The sequence below is a fragment of the Microvirga sp. RSM25 genome (genome assembly GCF_044784385.1).
In the GTDB taxonomy this organism is placed as follows: domain Bacteria; phylum Pseudomonadota; class Alphaproteobacteria; order Rhizobiales; family Beijerinckiaceae; genus Microvirga; species Microvirga tunisiensis.
This window is the reverse complement of record NZ_CP173039.1, coordinates 508,672-533,956: the sequence shown is the minus strand read 5'-3', so window position 1 is coordinate 533,956 and position 25,285 is coordinate 508,672. Positions and strand designations below refer to the sequence as shown.

General features: G+C 59.1%; 21 protein-coding genes. 10 read left to right on the top strand and 11 right to left on the bottom strand.

Features of this window, described 5'->3' with window-relative positions:
* Window positions 1–39 precede the first annotated feature (39 nt).
* From ACD578_RS02495 to ACD578_RS02465, 7 genes are all read right to left on the bottom strand, one after another.
* Window positions 40–2,874 carry a glycosyltransferase gene (locus ACD578_RS02495; RefSeq protein WP_404290575.1) on the bottom strand — a complete coding sequence of 945 codons (2,835 nt, stop codon included), beginning with the start codon at window positions 2,872–2,874 and terminating at the stop codon, window positions 40–42.
* 8 nt (window positions 2,875–2,882) lie between these two features.
* Window positions 2,883–3,821 carry a glycosyltransferase family 2 protein gene (locus ACD578_RS02490; RefSeq protein ID WP_404290573.1) on the bottom strand — a complete coding sequence of 313 codons (939 nt, stop codon included), beginning with the start codon at window positions 3,819–3,821 and terminating at the stop codon, window positions 2,883–2,885.
* Between the two features lie 57 nt (window positions 3,822–3,878).
* The gene (gene rfbB, locus ACD578_RS02485; protein ID WP_404290571.1) at window positions 3,879–4,940 is read right to left on the bottom strand and encodes a dTDP-glucose 4,6-dehydratase; all 1,062 of its coding nucleotides are present in this window, start codon (window positions 4,938–4,940) and stop codon (window positions 3,879–3,881) included.
* A gap of 164 nt (window positions 4,941–5,104) precedes the next feature.
* The gene (locus ACD578_RS02480; protein WP_404290569.1) at window positions 5,105–6,997 is read right to left on the bottom strand and encodes a glycosyltransferase domain-containing protein; all 1,893 of its coding nucleotides are present in this window, start codon (window positions 6,995–6,997) and stop codon (window positions 5,105–5,107) included.
* Between the two features lie 181 nt (window positions 6,998–7,178).
* Window positions 7,179–7,937 (bottom strand): ABC transporter ATP-binding protein, encoded by a 759-nt coding sequence (locus ACD578_RS02475; protein ID WP_404290567.1) that lies wholly within the window; start codon window positions 7,935–7,937, stop codon window positions 7,179–7,181.
* A 9-nt stretch (window positions 7,938–7,946) separates the two neighbouring features.
* Window positions 7,947–8,750 carry an ABC transporter permease gene (locus tag ACD578_RS02470; RefSeq protein WP_404290565.1) on the bottom strand — a complete coding sequence of 268 codons (804 nt, stop codon included), beginning with the start codon at window positions 8,748–8,750 and terminating at the stop codon, window positions 7,947–7,949.
* A gap of 140 nt (window positions 8,751–8,890) precedes the next feature.
* Window positions 8,891–10,198 (bottom strand): nucleotide sugar dehydrogenase, encoded by a 1,308-nt coding sequence (locus tag ACD578_RS02465; protein WP_404290563.1) that lies wholly within the window; start codon window positions 10,196–10,198, stop codon window positions 8,891–8,893.
* A gap of 446 nt (window positions 10,199–10,644) precedes the next feature.
* Here ACD578_RS02465 and ACD578_RS02460 point away from each other — a divergent pair, with 446 nt between their 5' ends.
* Window positions 10,645–11,550 (top strand): glycosyltransferase family 2 protein, encoded by a 906-nt coding sequence (locus tag ACD578_RS02460; protein WP_404290561.1) that lies wholly within the window; start codon window positions 10,645–10,647, stop codon window positions 11,548–11,550.
* Here the strand turns inward: ACD578_RS02460 and ACD578_RS02455 are convergent.
* From ACD578_RS02455 to ACD578_RS02445, 3 genes are all read right to left on the bottom strand, one after another.
* Window positions 11,527–12,987, bottom strand: coding sequence for a phosphomannomutase (locus ACD578_RS02455; RefSeq protein WP_404293665.1), 1,461 nt, complete (start codon window positions 12,985–12,987; stop codon window positions 11,527–11,529). The two genes, ACD578_RS02460 and ACD578_RS02455, sit on opposite strands and share 24 nt — an antisense overlap.
* 235 nt (window positions 12,988–13,222) lie before the next feature.
* Entirely contained in the window at window positions 13,223–14,221 is a 999-nt protein-coding gene (locus ACD578_RS02450) for a Gfo/Idh/MocA family protein (RefSeq protein ID WP_404290559.1), read from the bottom strand.
* Window positions 14,222–14,265: 44 nt separating this feature from the next.
* Entirely contained in the window at window positions 14,266–15,312 is a 1,047-nt protein-coding gene (locus tag ACD578_RS02445; protein WP_404290557.1) for a LacI family DNA-binding transcriptional regulator, read from the bottom strand.
* Between the two features lie 181 nt (window positions 15,313–15,493).
* Between ACD578_RS02445 and ACD578_RS02440 the strand changes: the two genes are divergently transcribed.
* The 8 genes from ACD578_RS02440 to ACD578_RS02405 all read left to right on the top strand — a co-directional run bounded on the left by ACD578_RS02440 (window position 15,494) and on the right by ACD578_RS02405 (window position 23,606).
* Window positions 15,494–16,732: an ABC transporter substrate-binding protein gene (locus ACD578_RS02440; protein ID WP_404290555.1), complete on the top strand. Its 1,239-nt coding sequence runs from the start codon at window positions 15,494–15,496 to the stop codon at window positions 16,730–16,732.
* 245 nt (window positions 16,733–16,977) lie between these two features.
* Window positions 16,978–17,862 (top strand): carbohydrate ABC transporter permease, encoded by an 885-nt coding sequence (locus tag ACD578_RS02435; protein WP_404293663.1) that lies wholly within the window; start codon window positions 16,978–16,980, stop codon window positions 17,860–17,862.
* On the top strand, window positions 17,859–18,743 hold the full coding sequence (locus tag ACD578_RS02430) for a carbohydrate ABC transporter permease (protein ID WP_404290553.1): 885 nt from the start codon (window positions 17,859–17,861) through the stop codon (window positions 18,741–18,743). Before ACD578_RS02435 ends, ACD578_RS02430 begins: the two co-directional genes overlap by 4 nt.
* A gap of 3 nt (window positions 18,744–18,746) precedes the next feature.
* Window positions 18,747–19,826 carry an ABC transporter ATP-binding protein gene (locus ACD578_RS02425; RefSeq protein ID WP_404290551.1) on the top strand — a complete coding sequence of 360 codons (1,080 nt, stop codon included), beginning with the start codon at window positions 18,747–18,749 and terminating at the stop codon, window positions 19,824–19,826.
* Window positions 19,827–19,896: 70 nt separating this feature from the next.
* Window positions 19,897–20,664 (top strand): sugar phosphate isomerase/epimerase family protein, encoded by a 768-nt coding sequence (locus ACD578_RS02420; RefSeq protein WP_404290549.1) that lies wholly within the window; start codon window positions 19,897–19,899, stop codon window positions 20,662–20,664.
* Between the two features lie 5 nt (window positions 20,665–20,669).
* The gene (locus ACD578_RS02415) at window positions 20,670–21,845 is read left to right on the top strand and encodes a Gfo/Idh/MocA family protein (RefSeq protein ID WP_404290547.1); all 1,176 of its coding nucleotides are present in this window, start codon (window positions 20,670–20,672) and stop codon (window positions 21,843–21,845) included.
* Window positions 21,846–21,875: 30 nt separating this feature from the next.
* Window positions 21,876–22,520 (top strand): ThuA domain-containing protein, encoded by a 645-nt coding sequence (locus tag ACD578_RS02410; protein WP_404290545.1) that lies wholly within the window; start codon window positions 21,876–21,878, stop codon window positions 22,518–22,520.
* A 99-nt stretch (window positions 22,521–22,619) separates the two neighbouring features.
* Window positions 22,620–23,606 (top strand): ketopantoate reductase family protein, encoded by a 987-nt coding sequence (locus ACD578_RS02405; protein WP_404290543.1) that lies wholly within the window; start codon window positions 22,620–22,622, stop codon window positions 23,604–23,606.
* Between the two features lie 7 nt (window positions 23,607–23,613).
* Here the strand turns inward: ACD578_RS02405 and ACD578_RS02400 are convergent, their stop codons facing one another.
* Window positions 23,614–23,850, bottom strand: coding sequence for a hypothetical protein (locus ACD578_RS02400; protein WP_404290541.1), 237 nt, complete (start codon window positions 23,848–23,850; stop codon window positions 23,614–23,616).
* A 66-nt stretch (window positions 23,851–23,916) separates the two neighbouring features.
* Between ACD578_RS02400 and ACD578_RS02395 the strand changes: the two genes are divergently transcribed.
* A complete protein-coding gene (locus ACD578_RS02395; RefSeq protein ID WP_404290539.1) occupies window positions 23,917–25,257 on the top strand; it encodes an NAD(P)H-dependent oxidoreductase in 1,341 nt (446 codons plus the stop codon).
* Window positions 25,258–25,285: the final 28 nt, after the last annotated feature.

Sequence of the window (25,285 nt, the reverse complement as noted above, 5' to 3'; positions counted from 1 at the left end):
GATTATGCAAATTGTCTGGCAGCAGAAAGACTCTCTAAATCAATTTCGGCCGGTCAGTCGTCGCGTCAGAATGCCAATAACCCGAAGCGGAGCAGTAATCCGCCACGACGCAGATTTGTGGATCTCGTTAATGAGGCGTTGATTGGCTTCCACAGATTTTGGCATATCACTTGCGGTCAGCCCGCTGCCAGTTCGTCCACGCAACAAGTTGACTGTTAGACGGAATGGCTTTGTCGATCGCCAGGAGCGGCTCTCCAGGAGTTCCTTGAGACGACGCTGGGCCCGGTCTCGCTTCTTCCTGTCGACCTTGGCCATTCCTGATCTTGTGCTGGACGCTTTGTGATGCACAGCCGCGGGAAGCTCGCGTTCGTCTGACTGCTCGCGTTCGTAGGCGTTAACTCTGCGCCGTAGAGCAAGCACCTCGTCTATAAGGTCAACGATCTTCTCTGTTGAACCTGGCGGCAGAAGCACGGGCTGCCTGTTAAGCCTCGCGAGCACCTGTTGGCGGTTCTGTTCCCATTCATCACGAGGGACCAGCAGCGATGAGGAATGACCGTTTGTCCACCAGCGATACACCGCCGTGATGTCTGGTGCGGAGTGCACGCCACAGAGCATCGCAACCCGGGTCGACAACTGCCAGTCCTCCGCAGTGCTCAAGCTTTCATCGAATCTTAGTCCGATTTCTCTAAATGCAGCGATCGGGAACGCCATGCTCATAAACGGCGTGAAATTGGTCCGTAGATGCTCGACGGCATCGTACTCAGAATGCCACGCCAGTTGAAACCATGATTCGCCACGGGAACGCTCGGAACCACCTGCTCCAAGCATTTTGAAATCCTGCCGCGCGGTTACTGCCCGGAGCATGGCTCCGGGTGCCTTTTGCGCGAGTTCCTCGAAGGTTTCAACCCAATGGGCAAACAGGAGGTCGTCGTCGTCGAAGACAGCAACATACTGCCCGCGCGCATGATCGATCGCAAGATTGAGAGGAGAAGCTCGTCCAAGGCGGTCACATTTCAGTATACGGACGCGCTGCGTCAGGTCGACCGGGAACTGAGCCACGAGGTCCCTTACACTTGAGAAGCGATCCTCGTCATCGGAATGCACGACGAGCAGAACTTCGAAATTCTGAGAGCTTTGCCCAGCAAGGGTTAGAATGGCCTCTCGAAGCGTACCGATACGGGCCTCGGCACCCTGTGTTCGCATGATCACCGATAGAAACGGCTGAGGCACGTTGTCTTCAGCCGGCTGATCCTCGTGGCCAGACCGATGCGGAAAGCTCGCAATGAATCGCGACAAGAGCGGGCTCGCCGCCACAAGATCGGCGATCCGCAAGGAATCTGCGAGTTGCTCTGTCATTTCCGCAGAGCCCAACGGCAGGAGACCGTCCATAACTTTGGACAGACGCTCTACCCTTTCCGCCGAACCGGATGGAAGAAGCAAAGGGTTAGCGTTGAGCTTCGTCAGTAGAGCAAGGGAGCTATCGTCGTCGATTTTCTCGCCACCCACGACTGAATCGTTGTCGACTTGCGACGCCTCCAACTCAGGTGTCTGACCCACTCCATAGAGAATAGCCGATTGGATAACAAAGTCTCGAAGATCCGCTGTTCCGATATTAGGATCGAAGCCAACGCCGAGATCACGGATCGCGCTTCCGGGGACAGCCCATTCGGCAACGGAAACGGTTCCTCGCGTCGGGACAGACAGGATTGCCTCCCTCGGAGGAAGCGAATCATGAACTGACGTCGGAGTCCGTCTGACATGCAGCACAGCCTTTCGGCCGTCTTTTGCCAAGGCAGCAAAGGAGGCGACCCAATCTTCGCTCAATCGGTCGCCAGCGATCAGGGTCGCCATAAACTGTCCAGAGATCGCTGTTTCCGCATGGTTTAGCCGTTCGGCCCGCACTGCCTCATTGCTTTCGAGCATTGTAATTCGGCCATCGAAGATGCTCCGCGCGTGCGAAAGCGAATGACTGGCTGAAGCACCAAGAGCAGAATCAATTACCAAGACGACGTTGAAGTCTTGGTTCGTTTGGCTCTCCATGTCGTGCAGGATCCGCGCTATCTCGTCAGCATCCATTTGGTAGGCATCGACCAAAATGGAGAGAAATGGGCGCTTCGGCTCCGAGCGATCGTCATACAGGTCGAGCGGCAGCGCCTCCCCAGGGAGATAAGCCCGCACGAACTGGTTCACCAAGGCGTGCCGGTTTGCTTGCATGCTCAGTGAGCGTAGCTTGCCTCCAATAGGGGTCCGATGGTCGAGTGCGGCTAAATCGGAAGGGAAAGACTGATCACTCTGCTCAAGAAGCCAGTCTTTGGCGCTGACTTGGCTCCAGCCTCTGCTCGCCGTGACACGTTTCAGATACCCCTCGCTGAAAAGGCTGAAATGCGTATGATCGAGGATCCCCGCTTCGGTGACATCCAAGCGACCTAGAAGAAGCTTAATTGCAACATCTTTGTGGGTTATGTTGGGAACACTGATGACGAGTGGAGCCTTTGAGCCGTCAGCCAGGCGGCGCAGCATTGCCAGCACGTCAGGGCCGTTTGTGAGATGCTCCATGGTATCAAGAAAGCTGATTGATGCTATGGGCCGATGTTGGATCGCCCTCTTAATGATGGCTTCGGCATGCGGGAGTTCGGATAGATCAATGACATGCGTATCAAATCCCCGCCCGTTGAGGGATTGAAGCCCATCTTCGGCAAGATCGAATCCAAGATAGACAAGTCCTAGCTCATCACGTATTGGCTCCGCGATGGCACCATAACCGCAGCCAATATCAAGATGGACGCCGGTCGTCGAAATATGCTCGCGCAATAGCGCAACGACATTCCCATACATGCTTAGAGGATCGTAGGAGTGCTTATAGACGATCGACATAATTGATCCTAGCGCGCTGGGAAGCGGTGCTGAGCATAGGCACCATTGATGAATTGCCCGACTTTGTGATCCGGATCCAACTGCACCGGGAGCCTCCCAGCTTCACGGCGCTTCTCGAAAGCGATAGCGACCTTCTCGTGGACCGATTCTTTCAGAGAGCTAAAGATTTTGAGATACTTCGCCGTCAGATCACTGCGCGACCACTTGTATGTGAGCAGTAGCGTCGCCTCAGCCGAATAAAATTGCTCCGCAGCGCTGGACATCCAACGCCCTTCATGACTGAGCCGCTTATCGTGGAATACGAACGCTGAGCTCTGATGTACGACCTTATGTCCGGCGAGCCTCACGCGCCATGAGAAGTCGACATCGTCGCCATAAAGAAAGAAGCTGTCGGCATCAAATCCATTGATCTGGCGGAAGACTTCCAGCGGTCCCATCGCACACGCTGTCGAGGCCCAGCTAGTTTCGCCGGTTTCTGGATCGAAATCCTTTGGGTGCTCGATGGGAATCTGCTTGGCCTCGACGAGGCCGACGCCGGGGCGACGCAAGGCATGACTCAGTTCAATGAACAATGTCGGAGAGGCGAGTACGTCGGGGTTCAGGATCATAACGAGATCGCTATCCGCCTTTTCGAGCAGGCGGTTGTGTCCGGCAGCTGAACCAAGATTGGCATCAAAAAAGGTATAGTCGATCGTGCGTAGATGACGGAAACGCTCTCGCCAAGCCTTCAGCATCGCCTCATTAATCGTCGGTTCAGGCGAGCAGTCACCATAGGAAACCATCACCTCGCGGACAGATCCGTCTCCCATACCCAACCGTGCCGCATTGTCCAGGTATGTCAGTGTCCTCTCCATTGCCTCGGGTGCTAATCGATATACGACGGATTGGACACGAATGGATGCAGGACCTTGCGCATCGTGTGTCGTTTCAGACGGCTGGCTGTTCATGGAGCACTCTACTTCGTTACTGGCAATGCATGCTGATGATGATAGGACGTTTGACGGTCACACCGCGATCCCCAACCGCTCGCCTTGATAACCACCGGAACGAACGCGCTCCCACCAAGCACGATTGTCGAGATACCAGGCGACGGTCTTCCGCAAACCCGTCTCGAAGGTCTCGGCCGGACGCCATCCCAGTTCACGCTCGATCTTGCCCGCATCAATGGCATAGCGCAGGTCGTGCCCGGGCCGATCGGTTACAAAGGTAACGAGTTTCTCGCGCGAGCCGATATCTGCATTCGGGGCCATCTCATCCACAAGACCGCAAATTGCGCGAACGACATCGATATTCGTCCGCTCGTTCCAGCCCCCGATATTGTAGCTCCCGCCAACCCTGCCCTTCTCAGCGACAAGGATCAAAGCTTCCGCGTGGTCGTCGACATAAAGCCAGTCTCGCACGTTGTCGCCCTTGCCATAGACAGGAAGCGACCTACCTTCGAGCGCGTTCAGGATCATCAGCGGGATGAGCTTCTCAGGGAAATGGTATGGACCATAATTATTGGAGCAGTTCGTGATCAGCGTTGGCAGGCCGTAGGTGTGGTACCAGGCACGAACGAAGTGATCCGAAGCTGCCTTGGAAGCCGAGTACGGGGAGTTGGGTTGGTAAGGATACTCCTCATGGAAAAAGCCCACCTCACCCAAAGACCCGAATACCTCGTCGGTCGAAATGTGGTGGAAGCGGAACCCGCTGCGGCGCCCGGCATCGAGCGTGTTCCAGTAGGCGAGCGCAGCCTGAAGCAGCGTAAAGGTTCCAACAACATTCGTCTGCACGAACTCACCGGGGCCGTCGATCGAACGATCGACATGGCTTTCGGCTGCGAGATGCATCACGATGTCCGGCTGATATTCTCCGATCACAGCACGCATGCGCTGGGCATCAACAATATCGGCACGCACGAATTTGTAGCGGTCGCTGCCCGCAACGCTCGCGAGCGAATCGAGATTTCCCGCATAGGTCAGCTTGTCGACGACCAGCACCTGATGCGGAGTACTGGAAATCAGCTTACGAACAACGGCCGATCCAATAAACCCAGCCCCTCCGGTGATCAAATACTTCTTTGCCATATAACTTGCTCTGTTTGTCGCCAGCGATTATTTTCACTTCTTGGCAAGGCTGCCATAAGTGTGGACATCGATGATATTCTTGGTTGGAACCGCTACTAGCCTATCAAGGTAACATTGTCGACGGATTCTTAACCGATTAGCAAGGTGTCGCACGGCGAAGAATTTCAGCTTCTAGTTGTCTTCAAATAGCTTGACGTTCCTCCGTGAGCGCCCTTGAAATAAACCGTTGCCTCACGCCGAATAACCTCGAGAAACGGATGTTCCTCGACCTGTCGGTAAGCGCCCAAAATCCGGTCTGCTCCATAAATCTCCCGTAGGCGCTTCCAAGCCTCCGCCATGTGGACAACACGTTTTTCCTCCTCAATGCTTCGAGACTTGCGGTGGAATACAAACGTATTGGTGGCGATGGCTAATTCGAAACCAGCCTTCAAGGCTCGGAAGCAGTAATCATTCTCTTCGCCATAGAAACGCTTGAAATTCTCGTCGTCAAAAAGTCCTATCCTCTCGATGACGTCCTTTTTCACTCCCAAGCAGAAACCATGGACGAGTGGCACCCGCGGCAAGAGGTCCGCATGGCTCCACCGCTCACAGGCCAAGTCGAGATCAACGAGATTCATTCCTCTTGGAAGGGCATTGATCGCTGTATTGTTACCGATGTTCCTAACATGAGGGATAGACTGCGCACCGGCTGCATTCGAGAGCGGACCAACGATGCCGATCTGGTCGCTCCGGTTGGCGGCCTCAAGTAGCTTCAGTGCCCAGTTCGGGCAGACGATCGTGTCACTGTTCAGGAGGATGCGGAACTCGGCGGTCCCGGCCGCCAAGCCGCGGTTGGCTGAGCCCGTATAGCCGAGATTCTGCGTGTTCTCGATCAGAGTTGCCTGGCTCTCGTCGTCTGCAAACTGCCGAAGATAGGCAGATGTTTGCTCATCTGACCTGTCATTCACAATAATGATCCGATGTTCGGCTAACAAGCTTGTCCGAACCGATTCAAGACATAGGCGGACATCCTCGAGCGCATTGTGGACGCAAATGATGATGTCAATCGGGACATCCATCAGCAGTTGCAGTCGCCGATCCTTGACATCAGAAAAGGGTGTCCCGTCAGCCGGACTCACCTTCGCGCCAAGCCGCAGAAGTTTGTTGGGGATGATCAGTGTACGCGCATGGATATGGCGGAAATAGCGAAAGTCCGCATGATCGCGCACTGAGTACCCGGGAGGCAGAAGAGGAGCAATCTTGAGATTGGGAAGCTTGTACGTAACCCAGGCTAACCCAAGCTGATCGCGACGGCTGAATTGCTCGATTTGCTGCCACCATAAATGAAGGGCCGCAGCGGTCTTCGAACTCCGCAGATCGACGATCATGAAGCCGGTTTCGAATACAGGCTGGCTCTCCGGAAGGCCACTTTGTCTATAATGCTCGATTTGGCTGTCGATAGCCGCTGTGCTGTCCTTCTTGAGCCGCTTGCAAGCTTCAGCCTCTTCGTAAAAACATCCCCGATGAGGATGTGACACCAGTCCGAGATCGCTCCTCTCACGACCGATCTGTTCGATGTACTGCCTGACATCGCCCTTTAGGATGATATTGGCGTCCAGCCACACGGCAACTTCGTGATCGGGAAACAGGTCGTGCGGGTGCGTCTTCACCCATCTCGCTATGCGAGTCGCATCAGGGTGGTAATAAGCAGCCGACCGCATTTGCCATACGCCGTAATCGTCTCGTGGACGGTCCGTAAAGCAAACGTAGTCGATGCCTGGATCAATGACATCTGGAAGCAGCAGATTGTCGTACTTGCCGAAGATAGCCGTATAGACGACAATTTTTCGATCAACTGCATGCTCCACCTTGCGGTAATCTTCGACTGCCTTCTCGATATCCGGACGCAACTCCCAGTGATTGTCGGCAAGGACCGCGACAGCGCGCTTCGGAAGCACTGCCCACAAAGTATCTTTCGTTACGTCAAGCATTCGACGGACGGAATTCGCAAGACCGGGGGCACGACGAGCCAGAACGCGCAAAGGGTGTTTCAGCATGTTCGAAGGGGCACTTCGCATCCCGTCATTCTCCTTGGTCGTTCAGCGCGAAGAGGCAGATGCTCCACCGCCTGATCTGAGCCATAAGAGGAGTGCTAGAACTCCCTACTTCTGGCTTGCACGATTACTGAGTGGCGAACCTGACCAGTGAATTGTTCCATTCACTTAGTCAGCGAGAGGCGGGCGAGTTCCTCCCATGCGATCATGTCTTCGCGTGTGACATGTCCTTATAGACCTCGATAACGTCATCCACTGTTCCGAGAGCCTTCACTCGGCCGTGCTCCAGAAGCAAAGCCTTGTTGCAGAGATCCCGCAAAACGGCATTAGAGTGGGACGCCAAGACCATGATTTTGGATTGCATCATGAAGCCCTCTAACTGCTCGTTAGCTTTCCGCAGAAAGGCGGCATCACCTGTTGCGACGACTTCATCGAGCAGAAGAATATCATTTTCGACATGAGTTGAGACAGCGAACGCGAGACGAGCGCGCATACCGGATGAGTAGGTCCGCATAGGAAGATCCAGGAACTCACCAAGCTCGCTGAACTCGGCTATACTCTCCATCTTCCGCTTGATCTCGGCCCGGCTCATTCCAAGGAAGAGGCCACGAATAAGGATATTGTCGTAGCCGGTCGCCTCCATATCGAGGCCGAAGCCAAGGTTGAGGAGCGGAGCAACCCGTCCCTCGACGGCCACTTCACCCTGTGTGGGCTCGTAGAGCCTTGCCATAACGCGCAACAACGTCGACTTGCCGGCTCCGTTATGACCAAGGAGTGCCAGTCGATCACCCGGCTCAAGGCGAAGAGAGACATCGTCCAAAGCACGCACGCGGAGGTAACCCGCGGTTCCCGTCGCCAATTGCCCTCCGACAGCATTGCTATGGACGACCTTCCGTTTTCCGGAGCCTCTGTTTTCCAGGACATGGAAATCCAGGGTAACATTCTCAAGCCTTAGCAACGCCATGACGACACCTCAGATCCACAGGGCAATCTGACGGCGCCACGACGCGTAGACCGGCAATGCAATGGCCCAACCGACAACGGTAACTCCCAGCACCACTGCCCAGACCAGTGGGCTCGGAACCTGGCCTAAGAGCGGAGCCCGTAGGATTTCGACGAAATAATATGCCGGATTGAAATGGACAAAGATCATTCGCGCGCCCACTGCACTCTCGGCATGCCAAAGAACCGGGGTGACAAAGAAGATCAATCTCATCGCGTTAGGGATCAACTGACCGAGATCTCGAAAGCGTGCATTGATCAATCCAAGCAACATACCCATCCAAACACCGTTCAAAAGGATCAGCGCCAGCGCTGGAAGTGCCAAAAACATGGCGGGGAATGGCCAGACTCGAAAGATGATAAGCACAATGACGAATACAACCGCGTTGTATCCGAAGATCAGTAGGTTCTTCCACAACAGCCGGTACACATACACGGTGCTCGGTACGGGGATCTCTCTAATGGCCGAAGCATTTGCAACGAAAGCATCCTTGCCTTCGTTCACCACCGCCTGCAGGAAATTCCATGTGGTAAAGCCTGCCACGAGATAGGGAATGTAGTCGTGAATAGGCTGTCCCATGATGCCGGCGTACAGAGTGCCCATACCAAACGCAACGAAGGCCATGCTCAGCGAAATCCAGAGCGGCCCCAGACGCGTTTGGCGATGACGGGAAAGGATGTCTCGCCACCCGAGTGTCAGCCATAGCTCATGCCAACGCCATCCCTCGCGGACTTCACGCCACGCGTCCACCAATTTTGAACCCTTGGCTTTCAACACATTTATCCCTAATCTCACGCTTGGATCATGAATTGCGGAACCAAGCCTTTTGCATTCTAGCGCCGTTGAGGTGATGGCGAACTTTACGCCTCACAATCTAGGAACCGACCTCTGCCTCACGGCTACCTTTCCCAGCGTTATGCCTTCACCACATTGCTGCGGACGCCCAGATACCGCCCCCGGGTATCCACGATGAGCTTGGCGTGTCTTTCGATGGTGTCGTAGTCGAACTTGTCGTGATCCGTGGCCAGCAGCACCAGATCGTAGCTGGCCAACGTATCGGAGGTCAGCTCGATACTTTCGAGATCAAAGGCGTAACGCCGCATTCTCGGGAAGCTCGGGACATGCGGATCGCTGTAGGCGATCTCCGCGCCCTTCGCCTGAAGCAGTGTCATCAGCTCAACGGACGGCGACTCCCGCATGTCGTCGACATTCTTCTTATAGGCGATACCGAGGACGAGAATCTTGCTGCCGCGGATCGGCTTCTCGCGCTCATTCAAGGCATCGGCGATCTTCTCGACGACCCATTCCGGCATCGTGCTGTTGATCTCACCGGCCAGCTCAATGAAGCGCGTATGCAGACCGTACTCCCGCGCCTTCCAGGTCAGATAAAAGGGATCGATCGGAATGCAGTGACCGCCGAGACCCGGACCCGGATAATAGGGTACGAAGCCGAAAGGCTTGGTCGCGGCCGCGCGGATGACCTCGTGGATGTCGATGCCCATCCGATCCGCGATGATCTTCATCTCGTTGACGAGACCGATATTCACGGCACGGTGAATGTTCTCCAGCAGCTTCGTCAGTTCCGCGGCCTGGGTCGAGCTCACCGGAACGACCGTGTTGATCACCTGACCATAAAGGGCGACACCGACCTCAAGGCAGGATGGGGTGCTGCCACCGCAGACCTTGGGAATGGTGTGCGTGCTGAACTTCGCGTTGCCCGGATCTTCGCGCTCCGGCGAGAACACGAGGAAGGCGTCCTCCCCCACCGTGAAGCCGGCCTTCTCAAGCCGGGGACGCAACTCCTCTTCGGTCGTGCCGGGATAGGTTGTGCTCTCCAGAGACATGACCTGGCCCGCCCTCAGGTGCGGCACAAGAGCATCGACCGTGTTCAGCACGAAGCTGAGATCCGGCTCACGGTATTTGTTGAGAGGGGTTGGAACGCACAGGATCAGCGCGTCCACCTCACGAGCTCGAGACAGATCGGCGGTCGGCTCAAACCCATTCCTGATGGCCTTGGCGATGCCCTCGGAGCCGATATGCTCGATATAGGTTTGCCCCTGCTTCAGGACGTCGACCTTGCTCTGGTCGATGTCGAAGCCGACGACCTTGTATCCGACTTCGGAATACCGAAGAGACAACGGCAGACCGACATAGCCCAAGCCGACGATACCGATCACAGCGGTCTTGTCGTTCAGCTTCTTCAGCAGCGTATCTTTGTGCATCGAAAATCTCGGCTTCAGGCTCGTGGGACAGCGCGCCCCTTCTATAAGGGCATTGATCCAGACCGCATACCTCCGGAAAGCGCCATAGTGCCGCGCCTTTCGCAAGGGAAGGACATTCCAGCTGGCAAGCCTGACTGGAGCTCCTTCAGACGCCGCTATACCCCTTCGGCCCTGCTCCAGCAACCCTGGCCACGCTGCCGGTTTCCGGTCAGCTGATCTTTCGGAGTGAGGCCGCATCGCCCGCGACAAAAAGAAGAACCAAGCTCTTGAAACAACATGATTTTTTTGTGGTTAGCCCAAAGGCGGCACGCCACCGGAGATGCTCCCTGGAAAGCTGGGCTATATGCCGCGCAGCTCCCGAGGCGGGGCAGGCAACCGCCTCCCTTCCGCGCTTGCCCGCTCCCTGAGATCCCTCTACTACGGCTGACCTGATCCAGGGACCTTTCATGCGCGTCTTGGCCGTTGCGGTGACATATAATCCGGAGATTACACTGCTCGCCCAGGTTCTTGGATCGGCTTCGCCGCAGGTGCAGGGCCTTGTGGTGGTCGACAATGGTTCCGCCAATGCCAGGGATGTCTGGGACGTTGTTACCCGATCCGGCGGGCACTTCATTGAAAATGAAAAGAATATCGGCATCGCCGCAGCGCAGAATCAGGGCGTTGAACGCGCCGGCGCCGATGGCTTTACCCATGTTCTCCTGCTCGATCAGGACACGGTTCTCGCACCCGGAATGGTGATGGACTTGGAAGAGAACCTGAACGCTCTCGAACGGGAGCCGGGAGGAGTAGCCGCCATCGGACCGGCTTATTTCGAACTCAATAGCCAGCGACAGACGAGAGCCTATCGCGCCGACGGGGTGCGCTTGTCCCGATTGTCGCTTGCCAACGAGACGCATCCGGTTGCCAGCGACTTTATCATCGCTTCGGGCTCCCTGATCCCTCTGTCAGTCCTGAAGGCGGTGGGAGGATTCAAGGAGGAGCTCTTCATCGATCTAGTCGACGTGGAATGGTGCTTCCGCGCCCGAACCGCTGGATACCGGAGCTTTCTCTCGCCCACGGCTGTGGTGGAGCATCGGCTCGGAAGCGGAACCGTTCAGGTCGGGCCACGCGAGGTTGCCGTCCATGTGCCCATCCGGAACTACTACTGGGTGAGAAATGCGCTCTGGCTGGCCCGCCAGTCCTATACCCCTCTCGCTTGGCGCTTCTATTTCGTCAGCCGAAGCTTGGCCTTTCTGGCCACTTATACGACTCTGGCCGACAAGCGAGCCCTCAGACTGCAGCTGATCCTCCGCGGGATTCGCGATAGCTTGGCCGGCCGTCTCGGTCCTCTAAATGGCGGACGTGGAAGCTGATTGGACCTGCCGCTGCGCGACTGTCAGCCCCCAATCCAGCAAACCTTCGGCGCGCTCCTCCGTCCCGGCCTCCACATAGACGCGCAACTCCGGCGCATTGCCGGAAGGACGGAAGTGCACAACCTCCCCGTTCTTCGCCATGATCCGCAATCCATCCCGGGAATTGACCCGGGCCACCCCTCCCAGAGGCGCCATCAGATCGGACAGGAACGCCTCATCCTGCTGCAGCCGGGAAACGAAAGCCGCGCTCTTATCCGTCGCCACATCTTTCAGCCGATTGCTGGCCGCCGCCTTGAAGGCAAAGGCGGCCCCGATGTCAGCGAGAGGCTTACCCTGAGCGACGATCTCGCCGAGTGCGCAGAGGATGGGCAGCATGGCATCCCGGGTGGGAAGGGCTGCAAGCCGGCGGCCCTCACGCACGACGTCGGAGCCGAGCAGCACGCCGCCATTGGCTTCAAAGCCGACAACAGCCTGCGCCCCAGAGTTGGAGGCCTCGGCCATGCCTTCGATGACATAAGGTGAGCCAACCCGCGTGCGAAGGACTGTTCTGAAGTTGCCCGACGCCTCCAGGGCGGAGTTGGAAGTCACGGGCGTGACGATCGCGTCCGCTCCCAGAGACTTGGCCGTGATCGCTCCGACCAGGTCGCCGCGCAGGAATGTGCCGCTTGCATCGGAGATCAGAGGACGGTCCGCATCGCCATCGGTCGAAACGATGGCATCGAGCGACTGCTCGCCGGCCCATTGCCGCGCCAGAGTCTCGTCCTCCTCGCGCAGGGCCTCGGTGTCGACGGGGATGAAGCTCGTGGCTCGCCCCAGCGGCACGGCCCGAGCGCCAAGCGCTTCGAGCATCTCGACGATGACATCCCGCGCCACCGAGGAATGCTGGTAGACGCCGACCGTGAGGCCTGCCAGCGCCCCTGCTCCGAAGAAATCGTGGTAGCGGGCCTTGTAGGCGGCGATCAGATCGAGATCCGGCGCTCCGGCGCGGACGGCACGGTCTGTGTCCGGCACGGCTGTGATGCCCAGCCTCGCATGCCAAGCCAGGATCCCGGCCTCGTCCTTCTTGTCGATCTCGCCTTGAGCCCGATAGAATTTCAGCCCATTGCGGTCCTCCGGAATGTGACTCCCTGTGACCATGATTGCCGGGATACCGAAGCGCATACCGTGGTAGGCGAGCGCCGGCGTGGGAAGAGCGCCGCACTCGAGCGGGACGAGCCCCGATTCCTGCAGCGCCGCACAGCAGAGCTGGGCAATACTCGGGCTGCTCTCACGCAGGTCCCGTCCGACCAGCACGACGTTGCTGGCCGCAGCCGCCACGCCGTCCTCCTTGAGCATCTCGGCGAAAGCGCGGGTGTAGGCGAATGCCGGCGCGCCATTCAGCTCGACCACAAGGCCTCGCAATCCGCTCGTGCCGAATTTCAGGGACGAGGGGGCGATTGCTGGATTCATATCCATGAGGAGTGCCTGCCTGTAATCTGGGGCTTGGAGCCGCTCCTCAATCAAAGAGCAGCATTCTTCGACATTTGGTCATGAGAATAATTCCGAGCCCAGTGATGCAAGTCAACGCACTCAGTCGGCTCGGACGGGTCACCCAGATGGGGGAGGCCGCTATTCGAGCTACCGCAAAGGCATTGCAGCACTAATGCCATTGGACTGTGCACAGAGCCTGATTCTAAACCCTCTCCCATGCGGCAGTTGTTTCCGACCGCCGTAAGGCATCCAGGATGCGCATGTTCAGGATCGCATCCTCCAAACCGTAGTCGAGAGGCGCAGCGCCCCTGATCACCCGGCTGAAAGCCTCCCCCTGAAGGCGATATTGATCCACCACAGGAAAGTCGATGCCTCGGGCGGAGCGATTGCCATGCATGCTGCCGTCATCGACGAAGATGCGAGTGGGGACATCGGGCGGTGCATTGAAGGGGATTTCGATCTCGATCCGCCCCTTTGTTCCGAGGATTTGAACCCGCTGATACGGCACGGATTGGGTCGAGACCGTGAAGGCCAACTGCCGCCCGGCGCCGAAATCCATCAGGGCACTGGTGGTGCGGTCGACGCCGAAGGTCGGGTCCCGGTCCATGAGCGTGACGACCCGAAGGGGTTCGGCATCGAAGAAATAGCGGCCTGCGACGACGGCATAGCAGCCGATGTCGAGCAGCCCTCCCCCGCCGATATCGGCTTTGTTGCGGATATTTCCCGGATCGGCATTGAAGTATGAAAAGATGATCTGGATTGAGCGCAGTTCTCCGATGTCGCCGCTTCGGATCACATCGCGGGCTCGATGCCATTGCGGATGGTGGCGAACCATGAAGGCCTCCGCAATCAGCACCTGAGATGCGGCCCGCTTGAGCTGCTCCGCCTCGTCGGCCGTGATGGCAATCGGCTTCTCGCACAAAACATGCTTACCGGCGGCCGCGGCCGCCAGGGTCATCGGCACATGCAGGTGATTGGGCAGCGGGTTGTAGATCGCCTCGATCTCTGGATCGGCGAGCAGGGCTTCATACGAGCCATAAGCTTTTGCGATTCCAAGTTCTTCCGCCATGCCCCGAGCGGATTGTGCGTCGCGCGATGCGACGGCAACCACATCGCAGAGCGGACTTTTCATCATGCCCGGGACAACCTTCACTCGGCCAATCTTCGCAGTGCTCAGAATTCCCCAACGGACCGGCTGCATGGCGCTCTCCTCATATCTTGATAACTGTCGATCGTGCTGCGACCTCAAATCGTGGATCGCCGCAGGGACCTGTAATCCTTGTGCAGAACTGGCCCGGTCGTATCGCGCTCCAGGAGGGTCAACGGCAGCCGGACATTCCAATCTTCAGGCCTCATGTCTTTCCGGATCAGCTTCATGAGAACGTCAGCGCCCACGCGCCCCAGTTCATGCAATGGCTGTCGGAACGTGGTGAGCGTCGGTTCGATGTAATCGGCGAATTCGATCCCGTCGAATCCGATGACCGAAACATCCTGCGGTATGCGGATCCGTTCCTCCCGGACGCGCTTGATGAAGCCGATGGCACTCTCATCGCAAGCGGCGAAAATCCCGGTGGGGCGATCCTTCATCTTCAGGAAAGATTCGGCAGCGGCAACGCCGGTCGAGAACACAAAGGGTCCCTCCCAACGCACGAAGTTGTCCCGACCGAATCCGGCTCCATCAATACCCTCCAGGAAGCCCTGGAACCGTTCGCGTTCGATGATCGAACTGGGCGTACCGGAGATGTAGCCGAATCTGCGATGCCCGAGTTGGGTGAGATACTCCACAGCCTTATTGGCGGCCTCGCGATCCTGGACGACTACCTTCGGGATCTTGTCGTCATCGATGGCAGCACACATGGCGACGATCGGAAGCCCGGATTCTCTCATGTCGCGGCTGCCGTTCTCCGGAATGTAACCCGTCAGCAGAAGGACACCGTCCACCTGCCGGGACAGGGCGAGATCGACATAGCGCGCCTCGCGCTCCCTGCGGTTGTCCAGATTGCCGATGATGATTCCATAGCCCGATTGCGTCAGCTCATCGTCGACTCCGCGAAGGATTTCGGCGAAGACTGGATTGGTGAGCCGTGGCGCCACCACCAGCACGTTCATGGTGCGGCGAGTGCGCAGTTTCTGCGCTGTACTGTTGGGGATGTAGCCGCTGCGGCGCACCGCCTCCATCACGAGGTCGTGCGTTTTCTGCCTCACCTTCCCCGGTTCAGACAGCACGCGACTGACGGTCGCCGTCGATACCCCGGCAAGTCGAGCCACGTCGGCGATGCGTATGTCCTTCACGGAGCTCCATCTGTTCCGGCTCATGCAGGTTACCTCTGGGCCCTCAGCAAGATATGTTACCTTCTCTCACAGGAAACAACTTACCTCAACTAGTGTCTTGACTAATCTAAAAAGCCACTACAACCTATATCGCAAGATGTAATCGATTACAAAAGTCGATGAACGCTTCTGGGAGGAAGCCATGAGCATGAAGACACGCGTTTCCGCGTATACCCTTTCTATTGCCCTCGTCTGCAGTACTGGAGCATTCGCGCAACAAAAGGCCGAGGTTCTGCATTGGTGGACCTCGGCTGGTGAATCCGCCTCCGTGAAAGTGTTTGCGGATCAGTTCACCAAGGCCGGCGGAACCTGGGTCGACAATGCCATTGCGGGAGGCGTCAATGCCCGCACGGCCGGCATCAACCGGATGGTCGGCGGCAATCCCCCGACCATGATGCAGTTCAATACCGGCAAGCAGTTCGATGAACTGGTCAGCAACGATCTGGTGCGCGACGTCGATACAATCGCAACAGCCGGCAAATGGCGCGAGCTGATGCCTAAGCCGATTGTTGATGCGACTGTTCGCGAAGGCAAGTTCTTCGCGGTTCCGGTTAATATTCACGGCCAGAACTGGATGTTCTACAATACCAAGATCTTCGCCGATGCTGGCCTTGAGCCTCCGAAGACTTTCCCTGAACTTATCGCAAGCGGAGAAAAGCTGAAGGCCAAGGGCATTATTCCACTGGCTCTCGGGGGCCAGCCCACTTGGGAGCACAACCTCTTCCGGGCCGTCGTCGTCGGTCATGGTGGAGCCGACATGTTCCGCCAGCTCTATGGCACCCGCAAACCAGATGTTGTGAAGAGCCCCAAGTTCAAGGAAACGGTGGAGATCTTCGGCAAGATGCGCGGCCTCGTCGACCCAGGCAGCCCGGGCCGCAACTGGAACGACGCGACGGCTCTGGTTATCACCAACAAGGCAGCCATGCACTTTAATGGCGACTGGGCCAAGGGTGAGTTCATTGCCGCAGGCCAGACTGCCGGCAAGGAGTTTGGGTGCACCGTCGTCGGTCAGGAGCCTAAGCTCGTTATTGGCGGCGACGTCTTCGTCTTTCCTGTAACCAAGGACAAGACGGCACTGGCTACCCAGGACAAGTTGATCCAGGTGCTGCTCGATCCCACCAGCCAAATCGAGTTCAACAAGAAAAAGGGATCTATCCCAGTACGGATGGATGTGGACGTGTCGTCCATGGACATCTGCGCTCAGAAGTCCCACTCCATCTTGAAGGATCCGGCTAACCAGGTGGAGAGCATGGAAATCCTGAGCCCTCCGAACTTCTCGGGCGCCATGCAGGATGCTGTCACGCAGTATTGGAACACCCCGAACATGTCGGCTGACACGTTCATCGAGAAGATCACCACCGCGATGCGGGATGCGACTTAAAAAACGCCACCTCGCCCCGGCATGACCGGGGCGAGGTCTCCATCACTGAGTCTTAGCGCATCGTGCGAAAAAGCGGATCCGGCTTTCCGCCCTAACCGACACGCCGCTTAAAGAAGTGAGCATCGGATCGATCCCAAAAAAGGGCATTTCACTTTTGGGTCCGATGCTCGAGCACACTCAATGGAGCCTTTCTGGTGGATACCATTTCGATCAGCGCCCCCAATGTCGGCCCAAGTGGCACAAGAATCCGGCGCAGTGTGCGAACTCGCCTGCCCGCAGCCTTCGCCCTTCTGCCGACCGCGCTCATCGTCCTTGTGGTCTATATCGGCTGCATGCTCTGGACCGTGCGGCTCTCGTTCACGAGTTCGACCCTTCTGCCTAAGCTCGACTGGTTCGGCCTGACGCAATACAGCCGCCTCTTCGCCAATGACCGCTTCGTCACCTCGGCCGAGAACATCGTCATCTTCGGTGTGCTCTTCATCTCGGGCTGCCTCATCATCGGCTTTCTGCTCGCCGTCTTCATCGATCAGAACGTGCGCGGCGAAGGCCTCTTCCGCACGGTCTTCCTTTACCCGTTTTCCATGTCCTTCGTCGTCACCGGCGTGGCCTGGCAATGGTTCCTCAATCCAGGGCTCGGCCTGCAGAAGCTCGTGCGCGACATGGGTTTCGAGAATTTCACCTTCGACTGGCTCGTGAACCAGAAGATGGCGATCTACACCATTGTCATTGCAGGCCTTTGGCATGGCTCCGGCCTCACCATGGCCATCATGCTCGCCGGCCTGCGCGGCGTGGACAGGGATCTGTGGAAAGCCGCGAAGGTCGATGGCATTCCGACCTGGCGCGTCTACACCTCCGTCGTTCTGCCCCTGCTTCGGCCCATGATCGTTACTGCAGTCGTGCTGCTCGCGACCGGCGTCGTGAAGCTTTACGATCTCGTCGTCGCCATGACCTTGGGCGGTCCTGGCATCGCCACCGAGGTGCCGGCGAAGTTCGTCATGGATCATCTGTTCGAGCGCAATAACATCGGCCTCGGAACGGCCGCCGCGACCATCATGCTGATCACTGTCGTGATCGTATTGGCACCCTGGGTCTATGCCCGCTATATCCGCCCACAAGGGAGGCACGCATGAACGCTGCCGAGCCGCAAGGCCGCCGCCCCCGCCACCTCACTATCGGCCGCATCGGCATCTATGCCTTCCTGGTGACGGCAGCCCTGTTCTTCCTGCTGCCGCTCTGGATCATGGTCGTGACCTCGCTAAAACCCATGGAAGAGATCAGACTCGGCAACATCCTCGCGTTGCCCGTAGCACTGACCTTCGACGCCTGGACCAAGGCTTGGTCGTCAGCCTGCACCGGCCTCGAGTGCAACGGCATCAGTGTCGGCTTCTGGAACTCGGTGCGCATCTTGATTCCCTCCGTGATCTTCTCGATCATTGCCGGGGCCATCAACGGCTATGCCCTGTCGTTCTGGCGGGTCAAGGGCGCCAACGTCATGTTCGGCATCCTGCTGCTCGGCGCTTTCATTCCCTACCAGGTCTTTCTCTATCCCCTGGTGCGCATCTTCTCGATGACCGGGATCTACAATTCGCTCACCTGCATCGTGCTGGTCCACGTGATCTTCGGGCTTCCGACTATGACCCTCTTATTCCGCAACTATTACGCCGGCCTCCCGCTCGAACTGTTCAAGGCGGCGCGCATCGACGGCGGCGGATTCTGGTCCATCTTCTTCCATGTGATCCTGCCCATGTCGACGCCCATCCTAGTGGTGGCGACCATCCTGCAGGTCACCGGCATCTGGAACGATTTCATCTTCGGGCTGACCTTCGCGGGCCGGGAGAACCTGCCCATGACCGTGCAACTCAACAACATCGTGAACTCAACGCAGGGCGAGCGCGCCTACAACGTCGACATGGCAGCCACCATGCTCGCCGCGCTCGTTCCGCTCGTCGTCTATTTCGTGTCCGGACGCTGGTTCGTCCGCGGCATCGCCGCCGGCGCTGTGAAGGGATAAGGCATGTCAACCGTTTCCGTGCGTGACGTAAGTGTGGCCTTCGAAGCAGTCCATGTCTTCGACGGCCTCTCCCTCGATATCCAGGAAGGCGAGTTCATCGTGCTGCTCGGCCCGTCGGGCTGCGGTAAATCCACCCTGCTCAATGCCATCGCAGGCCTGCTCGATGTGGCCGAGGGGCAAATTTGGATCAATGGCAAGAATGTCACCTGGGAGGAGCCCAAGGATCGCGGCATCGCCATGGTGTTCCAGTCCTACGCCCTGTACCCGCGTATGAGCGTGCGCGAAAACATGTCCTTCGGCCTGAAAATGGCGAAGACGCCGAAGCCCGAGATCGAAAAACGTGTCGCCAGGGCGGCGGAACTCTTGCAGATCACACCCCTTCTCGACCGCCGTCCGGACCAGCTCTCCGGCGGCCAGCGACAGCGCGTCGCGATCGGTCGCGCTCTGGTCCGCGACGCTGCCGTATTCCTGTTCGACGAACCGCTCTCCAACCTCGATGCCAAGCTGCGGAACGAACTCCGGGTCGAGATCAAGCGGCTGCACGCCCGTCTCGACAAGACCACCATGGTCTACGTCACCCATGACCAGATCGAAGCCATGACGCTGGCCGATCGAATCGTGGTCATGAAGGAGCAGAAGATCCAGCAGATCGGCACGCCCGACGAGATCTATCACCGCCCGGCCAACCTGTTCGTGGCGGGCTTCGTCGGCTCGCCGCAGATGAACTTCACCAAGGGCCGCCTTGAGAATACCGGGGAAGGTTTGAGTTTCCTCGCCGGCGACCGCCGTCTCTCGCTTTCCGGATATCAGTTTGCCACCGCACCCTCGGCCGGGCAGGAGGTCGTACTCGGCGTTCGCCCGGAGCATCTTGAGATTGCAAGCAACGGCATATGGCCGGGCTTCAAGGTCGACATCGTCGAGCCGATGGGCGCCGACACCGTCATCTGGTGCAGCGACGGCGGCGGCTCTGTCCAGGTGCGCACCACCGGCAGCCGAAAGGCCGCCCCGGGCGAGAATCTGACGCTTCACGTCGACCCCTCACAAGTTTCGCTCTTTTCGGACGAAACCGGCGAGCGTCTGTAATCACATCATTCTCGCGATAGACCTTATTGCATGGCCTGTCGCGCCTGCCATCACGAACCTTGAGGATCCCATGAGCGTCACGGATATTCTTTCCATTCAACTCTACACATTGAGATCCCTGGAAGATCTCGACCTAATTCTCGATACCGTCGCTGACGCCGGTTACCGGAATGTGGAGACTGTCGGCTCGCATCTCGACAAGCCAGCGGAAGTTCGCGCGAAGCTCGATGCACGCGGCCTCAAGGCCTCGTCCAGCCACGTCAGCATGGCGGCTCTGCGCGAGAAGCCCGATGCTATCGTGGATGCATGCAACACCCTGGGTCTCACGCATCTCTACATGCCTGCCGTTCCGCCCGAAGAGCGCGACATGGCCGCCGATGGCTGGCGTTCGCTCGGCCGTGAGCTCGGGCAGATCGCGGAGCGCTTCCAGACGAAAGGAATTCGCCTCGGCTATCACAACCACCATTGGGAGCTGAAGCCGAAAGACGGGGCGAAGACCGCCCTCGAACTGATCTTCGAGGCCGCCGGGTCGAGTCCCCTCACCTGGCAGGCCGACGTCGCCTGGCTCGTGCGCGGCAATGTCGATCCGAAGGAATGGATCGACCGCTACCGCAGCAGAATTACGGCCGCTCACGTGAAGGACATCGCGCCGGCAGGCCAGAACGAGGATCAGGACGGCTGGGCCGATGTCGGCTCAGGCACCTTGAACTGGCGCGACCTCTGGCGCGTCTGCCGCGAGGCGGGCGCCGAATGGATGGTGGTCGAACACGACAAGCCGACAAACCCGGCAGAGACGGCCCGCAACAGCTTCGCCTTCCTGCGCACTATCGAGGACTAAGGATCATGAACTCCCTCAACGTCGGCATCATCGGATGCGGCAACATCTCGGGCATCTATCTCCAGAACATCCCCGCTTATCGCGGCCTCACCCTTCGTGCCTGTGCGGACATGAAGCCGGAGGTAGCGCAGGCGCAGGCGAGCCGACACGGCATCGAGGCCCTGTCCGTCGATGAGCTTCTCGCCCGAGAGGATATTGACCTCGTGGTCAACCTCACTGTCCCGGCTGCCCATTTCGGCGTGTCGCTCGCGGCGCTGAGTGCCGGCAAGCACGTCTTCTCGGAAAAGCCCCTCGCCGTGGATTTCGAGCAGGGCCGCAGGCTCGTGGACGAAGCGGAGGCGCGCGGCCTTCACCTCGGCTGCGCTCCGGACACTTTCCTCGGCGCCGGCGGACGCCTTGCGCGCAATCTCGTCGACGATGGCAAGATCGGGCACATCCTCTCGGGAACGGCGTTCCTAATGTCGCATGGCATGGAGCACTGGCATCCGGATCCGGAATTCTTCTTCAAGCCCGGCGGCGGCCCGATCCTCGATATGGCGCCATATTACCTGAGCACCCTCGTCAATTTGATCGGTCCGGTTCAGCGCGTCTTCGCCATGTCGAGCATCGGCTTTGCCGAGCGCATCGTGACATCCGAATCGCCGCGCAAGGGCCACCGCATCCCGGTCGAGACACCGACCCATGTGATGTCCCTGCTTGAGTTCGCCTCAGGCGCGCAGGTCACTTTCTGCATGAGCTGGGACGTGTGGAAGCACAGCCATCCGGCCATCGAGATCTACGGCTCCGAAGGATCGCTGCGGGTTCCGGACCCGAATTTCTTCGGCGGCCATGTGGAGATCACCGAGCGCGGCGGGGACTGGCGCGCCGTCGACTCGAGCGAAATGCCGCTCGGATCCCCCAACTGGCGCTCCCCCAACTGGGCTCCCGATGTTCCGAACAAGGCGAATTATCGCGCCCTCGGCCTCGCCGACCTCGCGAGCTCCGTCCTGAACGGTACCGCGCACCGCTCCAGCGGTCGCCTCGGTCTGCACGTTCTGGAGGTCATGCACAGCATCCTCGAGGGAGCCGCGACCGGCCAGCCTCGGGCGATTACGACAACCCTCGAACGGCCAGGCATTCTTGAAGATGCCGACGCGGCGATTCTCTGGAAGGGCCTACCCCAGACGGCCTCTGCAGCCTGACATCGATTGAAGCGATAGAAAGAACGAACAATGCGCGAAGCACTCATCGTGTGGGGCGGCTGGCACGGCCATGAGCCGGAGCAATGCGCCGCCATCGTGGCCGACATGCTGCGGGACGAAGGTTTCCAGGTTCATCTTGAAAACTCGACCCGCGCCTTTGCCAGTCCACAGCTCTCCACGATGAGTCTCATCGTGCCGATCTACACCATGTCGAAGATCGAGAAGGACGAGGTCGCCAACCTCTCCCAGGCGGTCCGAGAAGGCTCTGGCTTGGCCGGCTTTCACGGCGGCATGGGCGATGCCTTCCGCGAGGCGGTCGAATATCAGTTCATGTGCGGTGGCCAATGGGTGGCCCATCCCGGCAACATTATCGACTACCGCGTGAACGTCGCCCAGCCCGACGACCCGGTCATGCAGGGGATCCGAGACTTCGACTACCACTCAGAGCAGTACTACATGCATGTGGACCCCTCGAACGAGGTTCTCGCCACGACGACATTCTCAGGGGAGCACGCCCCTTGGATCGAGGGCGTCGTCATGCCGGTCGTCTGGAAGCGCCGGCACGGTCAGGGCCGTGTCTTCTACAGCTCCCTCGGACACGTGGCGAAGGAGTTCGACGTGCCCGAGATGCTCACCATCCTGAGGCGCGGAATGGAGTGGGCGGCGCGGGACTGATATCACCGCCTTATTCGAAAAGCTGGAAGACGCGCGATATCGCGTTTAAGGATGTGGAGGCGTTTTCCTTTCTCATCCAGCATTCACGCGAGGAGCATCATGCGGATCATTGTCTATGGCGTCGGCGCGATTGGTGGGACGGTGGCTGCGGCCTTGGCGCTCTCGGGACAAGAGGTGATCGGCATTGCTCGCGGCGCCCACCTCAAGGCTATCCAGTCCGATGGACTGCTCCTGCGCACTCCCGAGAAGACTGAACGCGTGCGTTTTCCCTGCGTATCGGACCCCACCGAGATCGAATTTCGCCCAGACGATGCCATCCTGCTGACAATGAAAACCCAGGACACGCTTGCCGCGCTGGACCGGCTGCGCGCTGCTGGCGTCGTCGGGCAGGCCATCTTCTGCGTTCAGAACGGCGTGACCAATGAGCGCCTCGCCCTGCGCTCCTTTCCGGAGGTGCACGGCGTGACAGTGATGATGCCGGCTGCCATCTCGGCACCCGGCGAGGTCAGCGCCTTCTCCGTGCCGCGTCACGGCATCTTCGACATCGGCCGCTATCCCGGCGGCAGCAATGATCACGATACCAAGCTCGCAAAATCTCTGGAAGCTGCCAATGTCGCAGCCTTCGTTTCACAGGACGTGATGCAGAGCAAGTACGGAAAGCTGCTTCTCAACCTGAGCAACATCTTGCAGGCGGCGCTCGGCTTGGATGCCGATTACCGGCACCTGGAAGCGCTGCTCCGGACTGAGGCGGAAGCCACCTACAAGGCGGCTGGCATCGCGTGGCTGGATGTGGGTGCAGCCGATGCCCGCAGGGCACAGTTGATGAACCAGAAGCCGATCACCGGAATCGACCCCCTGGGCAGCTCGACGACGCAGAGCCTTGCGCGAGGCGGCGGTTCGATCGAGACGGATTACCTCAACGGCGAGATCGTGCTGCTGGCTCGCCTTTACGGCGTACCGGCCCCTGCGAATACCTACTTCGCGGAACTCGGAGCCCGCATGGCCCGGGAAGGGCTCAAGCCCGGAGCGATCTCGGCTGCCCAGGCCGAGGCGGAACTGTCGGCGCTCGGCGCATTGCCGGGGTGATGCCCCGTCAGCCGAGCGTGAAAGCTTCATGCACGGCAGACTGGATCGATCCGCCCAGAACCGCCCCACCTCCGGCCACATAGACCCAGTCTCCGATCACCGTGGCTCCCACCGCGTGCCGCGGCGTCGGCATCGGGGCGTGTTGCAGCCATGTGTCGGCGGCGGGATCGTAGCTTTCCATCTGCCCGAATACCTTGGCCTGAACCGGCCTTCCCTGCTCGATGCGGCCTGCCTCTCCGCCCATTGACTCGCGCCTTCGCAGCCTCGAGCCTGACCAGACAAGGAAGCGCAGCATCGGAGGCAAGACGCCATGAACCTGTCAGCACTGCTCCGCCAACGGCTCGATGCAGGCCGCGCCGTTCGCGTGGCGCTCATCGGCGCCGGCAAATTCGGCTCGATGTTCCTCGCCCAAGTGCCGACCATCGCCGGGCTCGAGGTTGCCATGATCGCCGACCTCGAGCCGGATCGGGCACGTGAGGCCTGCCGGACCGTTGGCTGGGAAGAGGAAAGAATTGCTGGCACGCGCTTCTCCACGGACGGAACGGCGGCGTGCTCTGCGGGCGATGTGGAGGTGGTGATCGAAGCCACCGGTCATCCCGAAGCGGGAATCAGGCATGCACTGGCGGCCATCGAGGCCGGCAAGCACATCGTCATGGTCAATGTCGAGGCCGATGTCCTGGCTGGTCCCCTCCTCGCCGGAAAGGCACGAGAGCGCGGGATCGTTTACTCGATGGCCTATGGCGACCAGCCGGCGCTCGTGTCCGAGATGGTGGACTGGGCCCGTGCTGCAGGATTCACGGTCGCCGCAGCGGGCAAGGGAACGAAATACCTTCCTGCCTATCACAATGTCACCCCGGACGAGGTCTGGACGCATTATGGCCTGACATCGGAGCAGGCCAGGGCGGCGGGCATGAATCCGCAGATGTTCAATTCCTTCCTCGACGGTACCAAATCCGCCATTGAAATGGCCGCCATTGCGAATGCCTGCGACCTCGATGTGCCGGACGACGGACTGCGCTTCCCGCCCTGCGGCGTCGACGACCTCGCGCATATCCTGCGCCCGCGTGCCGTCGGCGGTCAGCTCGATCGTGACGGCATGGTGGAAGTGGTGTCCTCGCTCGAGCGCGACGGCAGGCCGGTGTTCCGGGATCTACGCTGGGGCGTCTACGTTGTGCTCAAGGCCCCCAACGATTATGTGGCGGCCTGCTTCAAGCAGTACGGTCTTCCCACCGATTTAACGGGCCGCTATGCGGCCATGTACAAACCCTTCCATCTGATCGGCCTCGAATTGTCGATCTCGGTTCTGAGCGCCGCCCTGCGCGGCGAACCGACGGGCTCGTGCCGGACATGGCGCGGCGATGCGGTGGCGGTTGCGAAGCGCGATCTCAAGGCTGGAGAGAGCCTGGATGGCGAAGGCGGCTACACCGTCTATGGGCGGCTGGCGCCAGCCGCCCGCAGCAAGGCTCGGCGCATGCTGCCCATCGGCCTCGCGCACGGTGTCCGCTTGAACCGCGATGTGGCTGCGGGTTCCGTAGTCACGGAAGACGATGTGGATCTCGATCCCGGCCGGCTGGCCGTTCAGGTCAGGCGAGAGATGTGCAGCCGCTATGGCAGTCATGAAGACGGAGCCGACCTGCATGTCAGATCGTGAGCGGGCTCGTTGTCCTCACCGGTAGAGA

Excerpts from the sequence above, each read along its gene's own strand:
- ACD578_RS02395 (WP_404290539.1), top strand. The coding sequence starts at position 23,917 with ATGAACCTGTCAGCACTGCTCCGCCAACGGCTCGATGCAGGCCGCGCC.
- ACD578_RS02490 (WP_404290573.1), bottom strand. The coding sequence starts at position 3,821 with ATGAACAGCCAGCCGTCTGAAACGACACACGATGCGCAAGGTCCTGCA.
- ACD578_RS02475 (WP_404290567.1), bottom strand. The coding sequence starts at position 7,937 with ATGGCGTTGCTAAGGCTTGAGAATGTTACCCTGGATTTCCATGTCCTG.
- ACD578_RS02415 (WP_404290547.1), top strand. The coding sequence starts at position 20,670 with ATGAACTCCCTCAACGTCGGCATCATCGGATGCGGCAACATCTCGGGC.
- ACD578_RS02440 (WP_404290555.1), top strand. The coding sequence starts at position 15,494 with ATGAGCATGAAGACACGCGTTTCCGCGTATACCCTTTCTATTGCCCTC.
- rfbB (WP_404290571.1), bottom strand. The coding sequence starts at position 4,940 with ATGGCAAAGAAGTATTTGATCACCGGAGGGGCTGGGTTTATTGGATCG.
- ACD578_RS02480 (WP_404290569.1), bottom strand. The coding sequence starts at position 6,997 with ATGCGAAGTGCCCCTTCGAACATGCTGAAACACCCTTTGCGCGTTCTG.
- ACD578_RS02460 (WP_404290561.1), top strand. The coding sequence starts at position 10,645 with ATGCGCGTCTTGGCCGTTGCGGTGACATATAATCCGGAGATTACACTG.
- ACD578_RS02495 (WP_404290575.1), bottom strand. The coding sequence starts at position 2,874 with ATGTCGATCGTCTATAAGCACTCCTACGATCCTCTAAGCATGTATGGG.
- ACD578_RS02405 (WP_404290543.1), top strand. The coding sequence starts at position 22,620 with ATGCGGATCATTGTCTATGGCGTCGGCGCGATTGGTGGGACGGTGGCT.
- ACD578_RS02430 (WP_404290553.1), top strand. The coding sequence starts at position 17,859 with ATGAACGCTGCCGAGCCGCAAGGCCGCCGCCCCCGCCACCTCACTATC.
- ACD578_RS02465 (WP_404290563.1), bottom strand. The coding sequence starts at position 10,198 with ATGCACAAAGATACGCTGCTGAAGAAGCTGAACGACAAGACCGCTGTG.
- ACD578_RS02450 (WP_404290559.1), bottom strand. The coding sequence starts at position 14,221 with ATGCAGCCGGTCCGTTGGGGAATTCTGAGCACTGCGAAGATTGGCCGA.
- ACD578_RS02425 (WP_404290551.1), top strand. The coding sequence starts at position 18,747 with ATGTCAACCGTTTCCGTGCGTGACGTAAGTGTGGCCTTCGAAGCAGTC.
- ACD578_RS02400 (WP_404290541.1), bottom strand. The coding sequence starts at position 23,850 with ATGGGCGGAGAGGCAGGCCGCATCGAGCAGGGAAGGCCGGTTCAGGCC.
- ACD578_RS02420 (WP_404290549.1), top strand. The coding sequence starts at position 19,897 with ATGAGCGTCACGGATATTCTTTCCATTCAACTCTACACATTGAGATCC.
- ACD578_RS02410 (WP_404290545.1), top strand. The coding sequence starts at position 21,876 with ATGCGCGAAGCACTCATCGTGTGGGGCGGCTGGCACGGCCATGAGCCG.